The 16,201-nt window shown below is 69.8% G+C and carries 13 protein-coding genes; 7 read left to right on the top strand and 6 right to left on the bottom strand.

The window, feature by feature from the left end; genetic code table 11:
* A complete protein-coding gene (gene tal, locus BJY22_RS35175) occupies window positions 1–1,086 on the bottom strand; it encodes a transaldolase (RefSeq protein ID WP_167215776.1) in 1,086 nt (361 codons plus the stop codon).
* Window positions 1,087–1,252: 166 nt separating this feature from the next.
* Between tal and BJY22_RS35170 the strand changes: the two genes are divergently transcribed.
* The 4 genes from BJY22_RS35170 (at window position 1,253) to BJY22_RS35155 (ending at window position 6,240) form a co-directional block, all read left to right on the top strand.
* Window positions 1,253–2,218, top strand: a complete 966-nt coding sequence (locus BJY22_RS35170) for a ring-cleaving dioxygenase (RefSeq protein WP_167215774.1) — start codon at window positions 1,253–1,255, stop codon at window positions 2,216–2,218.
* Entirely contained in the window at window positions 2,215–2,835 is a 621-nt protein-coding gene (locus BJY22_RS35165; RefSeq protein ID WP_167215772.1) for an alpha/beta hydrolase, read from the top strand. Before BJY22_RS35170 ends, BJY22_RS35165 begins: the two co-directional genes overlap by 4 nt.
* Window positions 2,836–3,210: 375 nt before the next feature.
* Window positions 3,211–3,417: a sigma factor-like helix-turn-helix DNA-binding protein gene (locus BJY22_RS35160; RefSeq protein WP_337759737.1), complete on the top strand. Its 207-nt coding sequence runs from the start codon at window positions 3,211–3,213 to the stop codon at window positions 3,415–3,417.
* Window positions 3,418–3,477: 60 nt separating this feature from the next.
* Window positions 3,478–6,240 (top strand): helix-turn-helix transcriptional regulator, encoded by a 2,763-nt coding sequence (locus BJY22_RS35155; RefSeq protein ID WP_167215768.1) that lies wholly within the window; start codon window positions 3,478–3,480, stop codon window positions 6,238–6,240.
* A gap of 4 nt (window positions 6,241–6,244) precedes the next feature.
* On the opposite strand, the gene BJY22_RS35150 is transcribed toward BJY22_RS35155, so the two are convergent.
* Together BJY22_RS35150 and BJY22_RS35145 are read right to left on the bottom strand one after the other, a co-directional pair.
* Complete coding sequence (locus BJY22_RS35150; RefSeq protein WP_202891402.1) at window positions 6,245–7,096, bottom strand: alpha/beta fold hydrolase; 852 nt, start codon at window positions 7,094–7,096, stop codon at window positions 6,245–6,247.
* 99 nt (window positions 7,097–7,195) lie between these two features.
* Complete coding sequence (locus BJY22_RS35145; RefSeq protein ID WP_167215766.1) at window positions 7,196–8,419, bottom strand: TerC family protein; 1,224 nt, start codon at window positions 8,417–8,419, stop codon at window positions 7,196–7,198.
* A gap of 280 nt (window positions 8,420–8,699) precedes the next feature.
* Between BJY22_RS35145 and gap the strand changes: the two genes are divergently transcribed.
* From gap to BJY22_RS35130, 3 genes are all read left to right on the top strand, one after another.
* Complete coding sequence (gene gap / locus BJY22_RS35140; protein WP_167215764.1) at window positions 8,700–9,713, top strand: type I glyceraldehyde-3-phosphate dehydrogenase; 1,014 nt, start codon at window positions 8,700–8,702, stop codon at window positions 9,711–9,713.
* Window positions 9,710–9,961, top strand: a complete 252-nt coding sequence (locus tag BJY22_RS35135; protein WP_167215762.1) for a WhiB family transcriptional regulator — start codon at window positions 9,710–9,712, stop codon at window positions 9,959–9,961. The genes gap and BJY22_RS35135 overlap by 4 nt, the downstream gene beginning before the upstream one ends.
* A 76-nt stretch (window positions 9,962–10,037) precedes the next feature.
* Window positions 10,038–10,826, top strand: a complete 789-nt coding sequence (locus BJY22_RS35130) for an isocitrate lyase/PEP mutase family protein (protein ID WP_167215760.1) — start codon at window positions 10,038–10,040, stop codon at window positions 10,824–10,826.
* On the opposite strand, the gene BJY22_RS35125 is transcribed toward BJY22_RS35130, so the two are convergent.
* From BJY22_RS35125 to BJY22_RS35115, 3 genes are all read right to left on the bottom strand, one after another.
* Window positions 10,823–13,582 (bottom strand): AAA family ATPase, encoded by a 2,760-nt coding sequence (locus BJY22_RS35125; RefSeq protein WP_167215758.1) that lies wholly within the window; start codon window positions 13,580–13,582, stop codon window positions 10,823–10,825. The two genes, BJY22_RS35130 and BJY22_RS35125, sit on opposite strands and share 4 nt — an antisense overlap.
* An 80-nt stretch (window positions 13,583–13,662) precedes the next feature.
* The gene (locus BJY22_RS35120) at window positions 13,663–15,564 is read right to left on the bottom strand and encodes a glycoside hydrolase family 15 protein (protein ID WP_337759736.1); all 1,902 of its coding nucleotides are present in this window, start codon (window positions 15,562–15,564) and stop codon (window positions 13,663–13,665) included.
* The gene (locus BJY22_RS35115; RefSeq protein ID WP_167215754.1) at window positions 15,522–16,133 is read right to left on the bottom strand and encodes an Rv1733c family protein; all 612 of its coding nucleotides are present in this window, start codon (window positions 16,131–16,133) and stop codon (window positions 15,522–15,524) included. Before BJY22_RS35115 ends, BJY22_RS35120 begins: the two co-directional genes overlap by 43 nt.
* Between the last annotated feature and the right edge of the window lie 68 nt (window positions 16,134–16,201).

The following is a 16,201-nucleotide window of genomic DNA, read 5'->3' as shown; positions in this document are numbered from 1 at the left end:
TCAGGACTCCGGAACGAGGCGGCGGGCGATCGCCTCGCCGAGGGACGACCAAGCTTGGGAGAAGGCCTCGACGCCGTCGATCTCGAGTTGCGTCATCACGGCTTCGAGTTCCACCCCGGCTTCTGTGAGAGATCTGAGTTCGGTGCCGGGGTCCGGCCAGGCTTCGTCGGGCGTCGGCGCCGCATGACGGGCTGCGGCAGCTTCGAGTGTGGCCAGAGGCATGGTGTTGATCGTTCCGGCGACGGCGAGGCCGCTGAGGTACCGGGTGGCGTCGTAGGCCGGATCCTTGACGCCGGTCGATGCCCAGAGCAATCGCTGGGGTCGGGCGCCTGCAGCCCGCAACTCGCCCCAGTCCGCACTCTGGATGCGCTCGGCGAGAATGCCGGCGGCGCGGCGCGCGTTGGCGAGACCGGCCCGGCCCCTCAGCCCGGGGTGCCCACTCAACTGCAACAGTTGGTCGACCGCGGTGTCGACGCGGGAGACGAAGAGCGATGCGACGGACGCGATCCGCCGCAGGTCGTGACCAGCTTCCGCCGCGCGTGTCATGCCGTCGACGAACGTGTCGAAGACTTCGGCGTACCGCTGGGCGGAAAATATCAGCGTCACATTGACGCTGATCCCTTCCGCCAGGCACGCGGCGATCGCGGGAAGGCTCTGCCTCGTCGCGGGGATCTTGACCAGCAGGTTGGGCCGGTCGACCTGCCACCACAGTGCCCGGGCGTCCGCGAGCGTCGCGTCGGGGTCGTAGGCGAACCGCGGATCGACCTCGATCGAGACGAGCCCGTCATCCGTCTGCTCGTAGAGAGCCCGGAAGAGGTCGCAAGCGGCGCGGACATCCCACGTGGTCAGCGCCCGCCGAGCCTCGTCCACGCTGACTCCACGGCGCCGCAGTTCCTTCAGTTGGTCGTCGTACGCGGGTGACCCGATGATCGACCGCGCGAAAATCGCCGGATTACTGGTCACGCCGGTCACCGACCGCTGCCGCATCAGGCTCGTCAGGGTCCCGTCGAGCAACGCGGCGCGATGCAGGTCGTCCAGCCAGACCGAAACCCCACGCCGTCGCAGATCACTGAGCAAATTCGCCATACCATGAGGCTGTCGACGCGCATTGCACCCACCTTGCACAGCCATCCGAAGCGGGCGAGCACTCAGTCCGCTTGGTGTCACAGGTGGCGGGGCTGTTCGGACTTGGGGGCGAGACTGTTTGCAGGTGAAGAGGCTTCTACCTCGGCTGAAGACAGGGATATGAGTCATGAACAGCTCCGTCGCACCGCACGGTTTGCACCATGTGACGGCGATTGCGGAGGATCCGCAGCGCAACGTCGACTTCTACACCACGGTCCTGGGGCTGCGGCTGGTGAAGCGGACAGTGAACTTCGATGCCCCGGACACCTATCACCTGTACTACGGCGACACCTCGGGCCGGCCGTCGACGCTGCTGACGTTCTTCCCCTGGCCGGGAGTGCCGAAGGGAAGGCAGGGGACCGGTCTCACCACGGCGACGGCGTTCAGTGTCCCACCGGAGTCGATGGGCTGGTGGCAGGAGCGGTTGCGCAGCCTGAAGGTCGACGCCGATGCGCCGGTTGCCACGTCTAACGAGGAGATCTTGCGGCTGCGGGATCCCGACGGGCTGGTGATCGAGTTGGTGGCCTCGGAGGGGGACGGCCGGTCGGGGTGGGACGGTGTGGCCGCCAGTCCGTCCGACAACGCGATCCGCGGGCTGTTCTCGGTGACGATGACTGAGCAGATGCTCGACCCGACGGCGGAGATGCTGGCCGGAATGCTGGGCATGAGCCACGGCCAGGACACCTCCGACGGCAGTCGGTTCGTGATGTCGGGGAGCGCTGAGGGTACGGCGGTGGATGTGAAGGCCAGCCGGTCGTCGCGTGGGCTGCAGGCGGCGGGAACGGTGCATCACATCGCGTTCCGGGCACCGGACGGCGAGACCCAGGCCAAATGGCGCGAGGAGCTGATGGATGCCGGGGTCCCGGTCACCGAGATCTTGGACCGGCAGTACTTCACCTCGATCTACTTCCGCGAACCCGGCGGTGTCCTGCTGGAGATCGCGACCGACCAGCCAGGCTTCACGGTCGACGAGCCGTTGCTGGAGCTCGGCCAGCACCTGAAACTCCCGCCCTGGCTCGAACCGAACCGGGATCAGATCGAGGGTGCGCTCCCGTCACTGCGCGTCCCCCCGGTACCGCAGTCGAACACATGAACGAGCGGCCGCACGTGTGGCTACCGGGCACGTCCGGGCCGCCGCTCCTGCTGTTGCACGGCACCGGCGGCGACGAACACGACCTGCTCGTACTGCGGGAGCACCTCGCGCCGAACTCACCCGTGCTGTCGCCGCGCGGCACCGTGACGGAGCGCGGCATGGCCCGGTTCTTCCGCAGGCTGCGCGAGGGCGTGTTCGACGAGGACGACCTCCGGCGGCGCGCGGACGAGCTCGCGGCCTTCCTCACTGCGACCGAGCAGAGGTACGGCGTACCAGCCGGGTCCTGGCTCGCCGTCGGCTTCTCCAACGGAGCCAACATGGCGTCCGCCTTGCTCCTGCGCCACCCCGAGTCACTGGCGGGCGCCGTACTGCTGGCCGCGATGGTCCCGTTCGCCGCGGATGAGCCGGAGGATCACGCCCTGACCGGCAAGCGCGTCCTCATCGTGAACGGCAACAACGACCCGATGGCCACGCCCGAACAGACCATGAGGCTGGCCGAGCAACTGCGCCGCCGTGACGCCGACGTCGAGCTCCTCACGTTCCCCGGTGGCCACACCATCGACCCGCGCCAGTTGCCGCACATCCGGAAATTCGTGAACGCGCGCGCACCGAGTTGACTGCCTGAGCAGAAAGAGGCGGCAAGAGTGAACGCGGAACTGGTGCAGCAACGGTACGACGGACTCGAGGAGGCGCTGGCGGTCTTTCCTCGAGCTGCACCCGCGGCTGCTGGCGATCGCTCGCCGGATCCTCGGCGGCGGGATCGAGGGCCGAGGACGTCGTCCGGGAGGTATGGCTGCGCTGGCAGCAGGCGGACCGCGCAGTGGTCGAGAGCTTGCAGGCGCTCCTGATCACGATGACCAGCAGGCTCGCCATCAACTTCCGCCAGTCCGGGTGGAAGCGGCGCGAGGTCGCGATGGACCGCGTCCCCGAGGACGCGGACGTGAGCGACGACTCGGTCGCGCGCGGGACACGGCGAGGCGCTCGAGCGCGCGGTGCAGCTGATGGCGGCGAGGCTGCCGCCGAGCGAGCGTGCGGCGTACGTGCTCCGGGAGGCGTTCGGCTACCCGCACCGGCAGATCTCGGAGATCCTGCAGCTCAGCGCAGCCAACGCGCGGCAACTGGTCTGCCGGTCCCCTGCCCGGCTCGAGAGCGGCGGACGCCAGGCGCCGAACTTGGCGGCGCACGATATCGTCGCCTGACGCCGGTTCGTTGCCGCCCCCGGCAGACCGTGGTTAGTCTGGCGCATTGGGCGGAGGGCAATGGGGATTCACCTGCAAGGCCGGCAGCGTGAGTGTGCGACTCTCGATCGGCTCGTGGCTGGTCTGAGAGCCGGGCAGAGCGCTGCGCTCGTGGTTCGCGGTGACGCCGGCATCGGCAAGACGGCTCTGCTCGACTACCTCGAGCAGCACGCAGGACCGTGCCGGGTCGTCCGGGCATCCGGAGTCGAGGCCGAGCTGGAGCTGGCGTACGCCGGTCTGCACCAGCTCTGCGCCCAGCTTCCGGAGCAGCTGCCCGACCCGCGCTACGAGGCACTCGGTACGGCGTTCGGGCTGACGGCCGGGGTTCCGCCGGACCGCTTCCAGGTCGGTCTCGCGATGCTGAACCTGCTTACCGACGTCGCTGACGACGCGCCGCTGATCTGTTTGATCGACGATGCCCAGTGGCTGGACAAGTCGTCCGCCCAGACCCTCGCGTTCGTGGCCCGCCGGCTTCTTGCCGAGCGGGTCGCGCTCGTCTTCGCGGTCCGGACGCCTCACGACACAGACGAGCTGGCCGGCCTGCCGGAGCTCCGCGTCAGTGGGCTGGATTTCAGTGACGCGCGAGCGCTGCTGGGCTCGGTCCTGACGGGGCTGGTCGACGACCGGGTCCGGGACCGGTTCGTGGCCGAGACGCAGGGCAATCCGCTGGCGCTGATCGAGTTGCCGCGCGGCCTGACGCCGGGGCTGTTGGCGGGTGGCTTCGGGCTTCCCGCCGTACCGGAGGCGGGTGCGCTGACCGGCCGGATCGAGCAGGAGTACCGGAACCGCCTCGAACCGCTGCCGGCGAAGACCCGGCTGCTCCTGCTGACCGCCGCGGCCGATCCGATCGGTGACGCGGCCCTCCTGTGGCGGGCCGCCGCCAGGCTCGGAATCGGTGCGGACGCCGCCGCGCCGGCCGAGGCGGCCGGGTTGATCGAGATCCGGTCCCGGGTGCGGTTCCGGCATCCGCTGATTCGCTCGGTGGTGTACCAGGCGGCCTCGGCGGCCGATCGGCGGAGCGCGCACGGCGCCCTGGCCGACGCCACGGAGGCCATCGACGACCCGGACCGCAAGGTCTGGCACCGAGCCCACGCGGCCGTCGGCCTCGACGAGTCGGTGGCGTCCGACCTGATGAGTGCGGCCGAGCGGGCGCGGACCCGCGGCGGTGTCGCGGCGGCGGCCGCGTTCCTGGAGCGGGCCGCGGAACTGACCCCGGACGCGCACCGGCGTGCGGAGCGGGCGCTGACCGCGGCGGCCGCGAAGTTCCGGGCCGGCGAGGCGCAGAGCGCGTACGAGTTGGTCGGCGCGGCCGAGATCGGCCCGCTGACCGCCCACCAGCGAGCGCACCTCGGGTGGCTTCGAGCCCAGATCGTTTTCGCGCGCCGGCGCAGCCGCGATGCCGCCCCGTTGCTGCTCGCCGCGGCTGACCGGCTCGAGACACTGGACGATCCGATGGCGCGTGCGGCCTACCTCGAGGCGCTCGGAGCCGCGATTTTCGGGGGCCGGCTCAGCGATGTCGAGAAGGCGGCCGGGGCCGCCTGCGCGGCTCGGCCCGCGGCCGACCAAGGGCCGATGGATTTGCTGCTGAACGCAGTGGCCACCCGCTTCACGGAGGGGTACGTCGCCGCGGTACCGCTGCTGCGGCGGGCGCTGGCCGCACTGCGGGCAGAGTTCGCCGGCGGCGAGCCTCGCCTCGAAGAATGGTTGTGGCTGGCGTGTCCCGTCGCACCCGAGCCGATCGCGCCCGAACTCTGGGACGACGAGGCGTGGCACGACCTGGCGGTCCGTGCGGTCGAGCTCGGCCGTCGGCTCGGTGCGCTCAGCGTCCTGCCCATGGCGCTGTCGCTGCGGGCGGGCGTGCACCTGCACGCCGGCGAGTTCGCCGCTGCGGCGGCGCTGGTTTCGGAGTCCGACACGATTGCCGTGGCCACCGGCAGGGCGCCGCTCAGCTACACCCAGTTGATGCTGGCGGCCTGGCGCGGCGACGAGGACGCGGCCGTGAAGGTCATCGAGGCCGGTGTCCGGGAGGCTACGGAGTCCGGGGAAGGGCGGGCGCTTGCCTTGGCCAGGTGCGTCACAGCGGTCCTCTACAACGGCCTCGGCCGGTACCACGCCGCGCTCGAAGCCGCGCGGCAAGCGGTCGAGCAGGAGGACCTCGGGTTCTACGGCTGGTCCCTGGCGGAGCTTGTCGAGGCGGCAGCACGCAGCGGCGAACGGCGTACGGCGACCGAGGCGTTGCGGCACCTCGAGGAGCACGCCCGCGCCGCCGGCACCGATTGGTCGCTCGGTGTGCTGGCTCGCTCGGCGGCGCTGCTCGCCGAAGGCCAGGCCGCCGAGGCGTTGTACCACGAGGCGGTGGAGCGCCTCGGCCGGACGCGCATCGCCGTACACCTGGCGCGTGCGCACCTGGTGTACGGCGAATGGTTGCGTCGGGAGGGGCGGCGCCAAGACGCCCGGTTCCACCTGCGCATCGCGTACAACAGCCTGGCCGACATGGGCGCGACGGCGTACGCCGAGCGTGCGCGGCAGGAGCTGGCGGCCACCGGTGAGACCGCGCGGAGACGCCAGGCAGACGCGCGAAACGTTCTGACGCCCCAGGAGGCGCAGATCGCGCAGTTGGCCGCCGAGGGGCTCACGAACCGGGAGATCGGCGGCCAGCTGTTCCTCAGCCACCACACTGTGGAATGGCACCTTCGCAAGGTGTTCAGCAAGCTCGCTGTCACCTCGCGCAGACAGCTCAACGCCGGGCTGATCGCAGACTCCAGCCCGCTCTCGACGGTGTGATGTTCTAGCGCGACACCGCGTGGGCGGCCTGCCCGATCACCCGGGTGACGGTGCCGGGACGGGTCATCAGGCCGAGGTGCCCGGCTTCGTACTCCGTGATCGTCGCGCCGGCCCGCTGGGACATCTTCCGCTGTTCGGCGGCCGGGATGATCTGGTCATCGGTGCCGATCAGGCTCCAGGACGGGATCGTCTTCCAGGCCGGGGTTCCGGACGGGTCGTTGAGCGCTCCGAACGCACCCGGCCGCTGGGTCGCGAAGACGAGGTCCTTGTCGTCGTGGTCCAGCCCGGTGGCGAACGAGGAGAAGACGGCCGACCGCTTCAGGTACACGTCGGTGGTCGCGGTGGGCGGCTGGTCGGCGGGCACCAGATCGAACACGGTTGCCGGATCCACGGCGAGCGCGGAGTCCGGGCCCACGAGCTGGAACGGAGTCTCGCCGGCTTCCGGCGCGAAGGAGTTCACGTACACCAGGGCCTTGACGTTCGGCAGCCCGGTGGCCGCGTTGCTGATCACGAAACCGCCGTACGAGTGACCGACCAGCACGACCGGTCCCGGTACCGTCTCCAGGAAGGCCCGCACCGACGCTGAGTCGCTCGCCACCGAGCGCAGCGGGTTGGGGAGGGCACGGACCGCGTAACCGTCGTCCCGCAGCCGCTCGGTGACGCGGTTCCAACTGGAGGCGTCCGCCCACGAGCCGTGGACCAGCACGATGGTCGGCCTCGTGCCACGCTGTTCGCCGGCGACGCTCTGAGCCGGATTGAAGCTCGCCATGGCCAAGGCCACCGCGGCCAGCAGGAACCCGAGGGTGCGCCATCGTCCTGGCGTACGGCGAGCTGGGATGGTCAGGGGATTCTTCATGGATCTGTCCTGTTCCGTGCGATGAACTGCCGGCCGCGTGCCGGTCGGCTGCCTATATGTCCCAGCAGCGGCTCGCGATGTGACAACTCGGCTCCGATGTCACAGCTCGGCCGGGTCCGCGGTCCACGTCGTTGCACCCCGTTCCCGGGATCGTTCGTGGGATTCGGTGACCTGGCGGCAGAGTTCCAGGAGTTCGGGCTCGTTCTCGACCTGTTGTTTCGCCTTCGGGCCGAGCGCGGTGAGGTAGTCGCGGGCGTCGACCAGGCGGAGGTAGATCCGTTCCCGTTCGGAGGGGTCGGCGGTGTATTCGGAGTCGAGATACCTGCGGGCGTCGCGGCGGATCCTGCTGATCGCGTTCTGGGTGCGGCCGCGGACGCTGAGCAGCGACGCGACGATCGTGGCGACCAGGATCGCCACGATGACCGTCAGCGACAGGCCGGTGCCGATCTCGGCGACGTCGAGATGCTTGCCGTTGTTGATGAACGGCAGGTTGTTCTCGTGGAGGGCGTGCAGGATCAGTTTGACGCCGATGAAGGCGAGGATCGCGGCCAACCCGAACGACAGGTAGATCAGCCGGTCGAGCAGTCCGTCGAGCAGGAAGTACAGCTGCCGGAGCCCGAGCAGGCTGAACGCGGTCGCGGTGAACACGACGTACACGTTCTGGGTCAGGCCGAAGATCGCCGGGATCGAGTCGATGGCGAACAGGAGGTCGGTGCCGCCGATCGCGGCGATCACGAGCACCATCGGGGTCAGTACCCGGCGGCCGCCCTCGACGGTGACCAGCCGGTCCCCGTCGAAGTGGTCGGCCGTGTGGAACAGGCGGCGGCTGATCAGGATCATGAGGTTGTCGGGCGAGTGGGACTCCTCGGATTCGGGTCTGAGCATGTGGCCCGCGGTGAGCAGCAGGACGAGGCCGAAGAGGTAGAACACCCAGGAGAACATGTTCACCAGTGCCGAGCCGAGGAAGATGAACCCGGTCCGAGTGATCAGCGCGAAGACGATGCCGATCAGCAGGACCTTCTGCTGATTCTCCCGCGGCACCCGGAAGCTGGTCACGATGACGAGGAACACGAACAGGTTGTCGACCGACAACGCCTTCTCGGTGATGTATCCGGCGAAGTACTCCGAGCCCATCGCGGTCCCGCCGAGCACGAAGGTGCCGAGCCCGAACAGCAGCGCGATGCCGACGTACGCCGCGGACCAGATCGCGGCCTCGCGCAGGGTCGGGACGTGCACGGACCGGACGTGGAAGAAGTAGTCGAACGCCAGCAGCGCGAGGATCCCGGCCAGCGTCAGAATCCAGACCAACGGCGACACAGTCATCGTTGCCTCCCTGCGCGGTATCCGGCCCGCCGGTGGCGATCGATCCAGTGCTCGCAGCTGCGTGGGGTCATCCAAAATCCGTGGATCAGCACGATGGTCCTCATAGAGTGCGTCCTCTCCGCAATGTTGTCCCGTCTGCCGAGTTGGTCCGCACATCCCGAGGAAGTGTGACGCGCTACCGCGGCCTGCCGTTCTCTGCCCAGCGCTTGAACCGCGTCGCAGCCGGCGTCACACATCGAAACCCGGCCCGGTCCTCATCTCCGAACAGAGGAGGCATGGGATGACAGTGCGGGTAGGGATCAACGGTTTCGGGCGGATCGGGCGCGACTTCCTGCGGGTCGCGCTAGCGCGGAGGACCAGGGCGATCGAGGTGGTGGCGATCAACGACATCACTGACACCGCCACGCTCGCGAACCTGCTGCAGTACGACTCGACGTACGGGCCGCTGCCGGAGCGGGTCGGGCACAGCGGCGACACGCTGACCGTCGGGGGAGCGTCGATCCGGGTGTCGGCGCACCGCGACCCTGCTGAGCTGGACTGGCGAGGCTCCGGCGTGGACATCGTGATCGAGTCGACTGGGCGCTTCGCGACCCGGGAGGGGGCCGGCGCGCACCTCGCCGGAGGGGCCCGGAAGGTGATCCTCTCGGCGCCCGGCAAGGGCATCGACGCGACGTTCGTGCTCGGCGTGAACCAGGAGACCTACGACCCGGCCGCGCATCACATCATCTCCAACGCGTCCTGTACGACGAACTGCGTCGCGCCGATGGTGTCCGTCCTGCACCGGGCATTCGGCGTCGAGCACGGCCTGATGACCACGATCCACAGCTACACCAACGATCAGGTGATCCTCGACTCACCGCACAAGGACCTGCGGCGCGGACGGTCCGGCGCGGTGAACCTGATCCCGACCACCACGGGTGCGGCGAAGGCCGTCGGCCTGGTCATCCCGGAACTGGCCGGGAAAATCGACGGTGTCGCAGTTCGGGTCCCGCTGGAGGACGGCTCGCTCACGGACCTGGTGGTGGAGCTGAGCGAACGGGTGACGGTCGAGGAGATCAATCAAGCGTTCGCCGACGCGGCGTCGGGCTACCTCAAGGGGCTACTCCGGTACAACGAGGATCCGATCGTGTCGCGCGACATCATCGGCGATCCCGCGTCCTGCATCTTCGACGCGCCGCTGACCCAGGTGAGCGGCAGCATCGTCAAGGTCTTCGGCTGGTACGACAACGAATGGGGCTACAGCAGCCGTCTGTTCGACCTGGCCGAGCTCGTAGCCCAAGGCATGACGCCATGAGATGGCTGCACCGGGGCGCGTGCCGAACCGAAGACCCCGAACTCTTCTTCCCGATCGGAACCAGCGGCCCGGCTCTACACCAGATCGAGGCCGCGAAGCAGATCTGCGGCCACTGCGAGGTGGTCGATGACTGCCTGGAGTGGGCACTACACACCGGCCAGGCCGCCGGCGTTTGGGGCGGCCTCTCCGAAGACGAACGCCGCGACCTCAAGCGCCGTACGCGCAGCCCTCGGACAGCGAAGACTTAGCCGAGCAGGCACTTTCGCAGACGGGCTGTGGTGCGTAAAGCTAGGGTCGGCTGTTCAGGATCCAGGGGCGGGCGACATGAGCGATTCCCAGAACGCAGAACTGCAGCTCCGCTGTGAGCTGCTCCGGTCGTTGCATCACGCTGACGCTCCGCTGCTGTTGCCGAATGCTTGGGATGTGGCGTCGGCTCGTGCCGTCGTAGCTGCCGGCTTCCCGGTTGTCGCGACCAGCAGCGCCGCCGTGGCCGCGGTCCTCGGCTACGAGGACCAGGAGCGGGCGCCGGCCGACGAGATGTTCGCCGCGGCCGCCCGGATCGCACGCGCGGTCGATGTACCGGTCACCGTCGACGCGGAGGCCGGTTACGGCATGGAGCCGGCCGACCTGGTGGCGGCGTTGCGGACCGTCAGCGCCGCCGGCTGCAACCTCGAGGACACCGACCACCGCGCCGGCGGCCTGCGGGCACCGGCCGAGCACGCCAAGTGGCTGGCCGCGGTTCGGGAGGCCGCGGCCGAGACCAACTACCCACTGGTCGTCAACGCCCGCGTCGACGTCTTCGTACCAGCACTCCTTGCCGGTGCCGACCCCGACGTGATGGCGCCGCTGGTGCCCGAGGCCATCGAGCGCGCGACGGCGTATCTGGACGCGGGCGCCGACTGCCTCTACCCGATCGGGCTGTGGGAGCCGGGCGCGGTACGCGAGTTCGTCTCGCAGGTCGCGGGCCCGGTGAACGTCGTACGGCTGCCGCCCTCACCACCCCTGGCCGAACTGGCAGCGCTCGGCGTGGCGCGGGTGAGCTGGGGACCGTTCCTGCATCTCGCGGCGATGGCGCACTTCGGGGAGGAGCTCGCCGCGCTCCGGGACAGCTAGGCCGATTCGAGGCGGCTCAGAGGGAGGGTGCCGAGTTCCTTTCGCGAGGTTATCTCGAGCTTCGCGAACACCTTCCGCAGGTGCCAGTCCACGGTGTGGCGGCTGATGTACAGCTCGGCCCCGATCTCGGAGTTGGACAGGCCGTCCCGCGCGAGCCGGGCTATCTGGGACTCCTGGCTGGTGAGCAGGCCGAGGGCACGGTCGCTGCGGCTGTGGGCAGCGCCACCGGCGGCGACGAGCTCCCGCCGGGCGCGTTCGCCGTACGCCTCGGCTCCGAACTGACTGAACAGCTCGTTCGCGGCGTGGAGTTCGTGGCGTGCATCGGTCCGGCGGCTCTCCTGGCGCAACCACTCGCCGTACAACAGCCGCGCCCGGCCCAGGTGGAGCGGGACGCGGGTCTGTTCGAGCCGCTCGATCGCCTCGCGGTACAGACCTTCGGCGGTCCGCCGTTCGCTGAGCAGCGCTCGCGACCACGCCTGCACGCCGAGCGCCCAGTCGGTTCCAGCGGCGCTCGTTCGCTCCCGCACCTGTCGCAGGGCAGCCGCGGCTTCGTCCCGGGCGCCGCTGCGGGCGGCCGCCTCGACCAGCTCGACCAGGGCGAAGCCGTAGAGGCCCAGATCGTCGTACTCACAGGCTTCCCGGGCCGAGGCCAGCGCCACGTCGTGACGCCCGACGGCGTTGTGCAGCAAAGCGTTCAGGTAGCCGCTGCCGCCGATCCATCGGGTCTCGCCACGCGCGGTCGCGTCCTCGAGATCGACGCGGAAGGCCTCCAGCAGTTCCTTCGGATCGACGCCACGCCAAGCGGCCAGCAGCATCGGCGGATAGTTCACGGCCGCGCCGCCCGTCGCCTGGGCGATCCCGTTCCCTTCTTCCATCAGCGCGGATGCCGCCGCGAACTCGCCGGCATGCACGTGCACGACCGCCCGGTAGCCGAGCGCGAGGGGCAGCGAGGTGAGCGCGCCGGTCTCGCGGCACAATCGAACCGCTTGAGCCGCCAGATCGTGCCACTTGAGGTCGTCCCACAGGTCGCCCGCGACGAGCCACGGCAGCCAGAACCAGCTCAGGACGTCGTTGTCGTCGGCAACGGCGAACGCATCCAGCGCCTGCCGCAGGGGCCGGACAGCGGCCACGTAGCCATCGGTGAAGCGGGTGGCCAAGCCGTCCAGCAGAAGGTCCGTCGGTCGCGTCCCATCTCGCTCCGGGAACGCGTTCCGCGCGGCGACGGCGATCTCGTACGCACCGACGGCTCCGTGCAGGCGGCCGGCGTACAGCGTGGCACCGAGCGCCTCCAGGTACGTGTCGCGCGCCGTCTCGGCATCCAGCGGCGCGAGCCGCTCGGCCGCCGCGAGCAACGGGCCCGGAGCATCGACGCCACGATTCACCACGAACGTGATCTGGGCCCGGAGGCGAGCGATCAGGGCGCGGTCGAGGTCGTCCATCGGACACCCCTCTGCCAGTGCCAGCAATGCCGTCGCGGCAGCGAACGCGCCGGCCGCGAATCGCGCCCGGGCGGCGGCGAGAATCCGCCGGCCACGCCGGCGGGGATCCGGGGTCAGTTCCGCGGCCCGTTCGAGGAACGCCGCGGCAGCGGCGACTCCACCCCGGGCTCGCGCGCGCTCTGCGGACTGCTCCAGCTGATCGGCGACGGATTCGTCCAGCCTGGTCGTCGCATGTCCACGATGCCAAGTGGCCCGATCAGGCTCGAGTCCGGCATCGATGGCGGCGGCGAGTGCGGCATGAACCTGCAGCCGGTCGCTCGCCGAGGCGGCCCGGTAGATCGCCGAGCGCACCAGAGGATGGCGGAACCGGACGTGGGTTCCGAGCTCGATCAGCCCGTCGCGCTGTGCAGCCTCCGCGGCATCGCGCGCCAGTCCCAGCACCGCCGCCGACCGCCACAGCAACGTCACGTCGCCCATGGGCTCGGCGGCTGCCGTCAGCATCAGCTGCCGGGTGTCGGCCGGAAGTGACTCGACCTGGCGCCGGAAGCTCCGCTCGATCTGGGTCGCCACCGGCGCCGCGTCCGGGAGCTGGTAACCGCCGGCGAACTCGGCCGGAGTCAGGCCCTTGGGAAACTCGAGGAGCGCGAGCGGGTTGCCACGCGACTCCGCGATCACCCGATCCCGGACCCGCTCGTCCAGACGTCCCGGCCAGGCCGCGTCGATGAGCGCACGCGACTCGCGGTAGTCGAGTCCGCTGAGCGCCAGCTCCGGAAGCCCGGCCAGCTCCCGCAGCTCACTGGACTGCCGGACCGCGAGGACCATCCCGACCGATTCGGCATACAGGCGGCGGGCGACGAAGGCGATCGTCAGCAGTGATTCCCGGTCCAGCCACTGGGCGTCGTCGATCACGCACAGCAGGGGCCGTTCCTCCGCGGCCTCGGCCAGCAGGGCGAGTGCGGCCAGCGCGACGACGAACCGGTCGGAAGGCCCGTGGGGGCTCAGCCCGAACGCCGTGTCGAGCGCATCACGTTGCGGTGCCGGAAGTCGTTCCTTGAGGGGAAGGAACGGCGCACAGAGCTGATGCAACCCGGCGTAAGCAAGCTCGGTCTCGTACTCCACCCCGGTCACTCGCGCCACCCGGCAACCGGACGCACCGCGCTGCGTGTACTCCAGCAGCGCGGACTTTCCGATGCCGGGCTCACCGCGCAGGACCACGACCTGACTCTGACCGGATCGCACGGTGTCCAGGAGCCGATCCACGAACCGGCACTCAGCGTGCCGACCCAGTAACCCGTGCGCGGGATGTTCGGTCGGCATAGCAGGACGCTACCGCCCGGCGTGCCACCGCGCCATCAAGCCGCGGAAGTTGCCGGCGGCACGTGATGAAGCTGATTCGCCTACGCGAGACGTTCTCGGAACTCGGCGTCACGTCCCGCCGCCGACCAGGCGGCGCTGAGGGTGAGTGCGGTGGTGATCAGGCCGGCGTGGCTGAAGGCTTGCGGTGTGTTGCCGAGGTGGTGTCCGGTGGCCGCGTCGTACTCCTCGCTCAGTAGGCCGACGTCGTTGCGGAGGGCGAGCAGTCGCTCGAACAGTTCGGTTGCCTGACCGGTCCGTCCGGCGCTGTGCAGGGCGTCGGCGAGCCAGAAGGAGGTCGCCAGGAACGTGCCCTCGCCGCCCGGTACGCCGTCGACGTTGTGCCCCTCGTCGCTCACCGCGTAGCGGAGGACGAGGCCGTCGTCGGTGAGATCGCGCTGGATCGCATCGATCGTGCCGGCTATGCGGGCGTCGGCCGCGGCAAGGAAGCCGTAGCGCGGCATCAGCAGTGCGGCGGCGTCCAGTCTGGGTGACCCGTACGACTGGGTGAAGGCGCGCCGTCGGCTGTCGTAGCCGTGGTCGAGAATCTCCTGCCGGATCGTGCGGCGCAACGCCGTCAGCCGGACAAGCTCGGCAGGCTCGTCCGCGCCGTGTTCCTGCAAGCGGCGGACGGCGCGGTCGATGCCGACCCAGGCCATCACCTTCGAATGCACGAAGTGCCGACGTGGGCCTCGAACTTCCCAGAGTCCGTGGTCCGGCTCCCGCCAGCAGCTTTCGATGCGGTCGAGCAGCACGCGTTCCAGCTTCTGCTGGTCCACCGAGTCCGGCACGCCGGCGGCGCGAGCGGCCGAGAGTACGTCGAGCACCTCGCCCCACACGTCGTTCTGCTGCTGCGTGGCCGCGGCGTTCCCGACCCGGACCGGTAAGGAGCCGGCGTAGCCGGGCAGCCAGTCGAGGGTCTGCTCAGGGAGATCACTCGAGCCGTCCACGGCGTACATGATCCGCGGGTCGGCCGGACTGGCGGAAGAGACTGCGCGGACCAGCCAGTCGCGCCAGGCAGCGGCCTCGTCGAGGAAGCCGGTGGCCAGGAAGGCGTGCAGGGTGAATGTTGCGTCGCGCAACCATGAGTACCGGTAGTCCCAGTTCCGGGAGCCACCGAGCTGCTCCGGCAACGAAGTGGTCGCGGCGGCCAGGATGCCGCCGGTCGGGGCGTAGGTGAGTGCCTTCAGGACGACCAACGATTGATTGACCTCGTCAACCCACGGGCCGGCGTACGTCGACCGGCTCAGCCAGTCGGACCAGTACGTCTCCGTGGCGACCAGCGCCGTACCCGCCGCCGGAACAGCCACGGGCGGCTCGTCGGCAGGCGCATGCGTGAGGGTGAACGCGACCCGCTCGCCCGCGGTCACGGAGAAGTAGCCTGTCCAGGCTCCGGCGTCGATCGCCAGGTCGATGTCGCTGTCGAGCCACAGTTCGTCGCTGCCGGAAGCGGCGACCAGACGGCCGTCACCGCTCGCCCGCACGGCCGGAGCGTCCTTGCCGTAGTTCATCCGCGGAACGATGTCAGTTCGCATCCGGACGGCGCCCACCAGACCTTCGATGATGCGCACCACCGTCGGTGTTGCAGCTCCCGGAACCATCAGATCGATCACCCGGGCCGCGCCGTCAGCGGTGATCCAGTCCGTTTCGAGGATCAGGGAACCGCTGCGGTACCGGCGACGTGTGCACCGGTCGTGATCGACAGGCGCCAGCCGCCACGTCCCGTGTTCGCTCCGCCCGAGGAGAGCAGCGAACACGGCGGGAGAGTCGAAACGCGGCAGGCTCAACCAGTCGATCGCTCCATCGGCACCGACCAAGGCAGCCGTGCGCAGATCACCGATCAGCGCGTAGTCCTCAATCTGCGTGGTCATGATCGTCCTCGTCCAGTCGGCCTGGTCACCAGTCAGCGCCAGGGACGTGGCCAGCGGGAGGCGACACGCTCCCACTCACGGCCCCAGGCTTCGGCCCGGTAGCGGTCCAGCGGACGGACGGCGAGGCGGTACACGAAGGCCAGCGCAGGCCATCCGAAGACCGGCAGGCTCAGCCCGATGGCGAGCGCCGCGGCCGTGCTGTTCGGGGCCACGGGAGGCGACTCGCTGAGGCGGCCGTCGCCGTTGCGCCACAGTCGGACCTCGGTGCCGGCCTGGGTTCCAGCCGGTACGTCGGCCGTGCCGTCATGCGGCGTACCCGAGTCGTCGACCCAGCGGACCCGGACGGTCGCGGTACTCGGGCCGTCGACCGCGAGGCCGGGGTCCGGCGTGTCGTCCAAGGCCACAGCGCGCACCGCGACGGCGTGCGCCCGGACCTCGGCCGCCGAGCGCTCGACGTGCTCGTGGACGACGACGCCGAGCGCCAGGGCGGCGGGAATCAGCAGCAGCGCCGCCAGAACGAAGGTCATCAGCAACACGGCCTCGACCCGGTCGACGCCGCGGCGCAACGGGTTCTGGCCGAGTGCGCACAGCCTGAGCTGCATCGCCACGAACAGCTCTGCGTGGTGCTGGTGCGAGCTACTCATCGCCGTCTCCTCTCCACTCGCTACTCAGACCGGAGATCGACAAGTCCTGTGACGCTCGGCACGCCTCC

Origin of the sequence: Kribbella shirazensis (genome assembly GCF_011761605.1) — a bacterium.
Taxonomy (GTDB): Bacteria; Actinomycetota; Actinomycetes; order Propionibacteriales; family Kribbellaceae; genus Kribbella; species Kribbella shirazensis.
Note: the sequence above shows the minus strand (reverse complement) of the source record. Positions and strands in the feature narration are given on the sequence as shown.

Bases quoted from the DNA above. Each gene is read 5' to 3' on its own strand.
- tal (WP_167215776.1), bottom strand. From the start codon at position 1,086: ATGGCGAATTTGCTCAGTGATCTGCGACGGCGTGGGGTTTCGGTCTGG.
- BJY22_RS35170 (WP_167215774.1), top strand. From the start codon at position 1,253: ATGAACAGCTCCGTCGCACCGCACGGTTTGCACCATGTGACGGCGATT.
- BJY22_RS35165 (WP_167215772.1), top strand. From the start codon at position 2,215: ATGAACGAGCGGCCGCACGTGTGGCTACCGGGCACGTCCGGGCCGCCG.
- BJY22_RS35155 (WP_167215768.1), top strand. From the start codon at position 3,478: ATGGGGATTCACCTGCAAGGCCGGCAGCGTGAGTGTGCGACTCTCGAT.
- BJY22_RS35150 (WP_202891402.1), bottom strand. From the start codon at position 7,096: ATGAAGAATCCCCTGACCATCCCAGCTCGCCGTACGCCAGGACGATGG.
- BJY22_RS35145 (WP_167215766.1), bottom strand. From the start codon at position 8,419: ATGACTGTGTCGCCGTTGGTCTGGATTCTGACGCTGGCCGGGATCCTC.
- gap (WP_167215764.1), top strand. From the start codon at position 8,700: ATGACAGTGCGGGTAGGGATCAACGGTTTCGGGCGGATCGGGCGCGAC.
- BJY22_RS35135 (WP_167215762.1), top strand. From the start codon at position 9,710: ATGAGATGGCTGCACCGGGGCGCGTGCCGAACCGAAGACCCCGAACTC.
- BJY22_RS35130 (WP_167215760.1), top strand. From the start codon at position 10,038: ATGAGCGATTCCCAGAACGCAGAACTGCAGCTCCGCTGTGAGCTGCTC.
- BJY22_RS35125 (WP_167215758.1), bottom strand. From the start codon at position 13,582: ATGCCGACCGAACATCCCGCGCACGGGTTACTGGGTCGGCACGCTGAG.
- BJY22_RS35115 (WP_167215754.1), bottom strand. From the start codon at position 16,133: ATGAGTAGCTCGCACCAGCACCACGCAGAGCTGTTCGTGGCGATGCAG.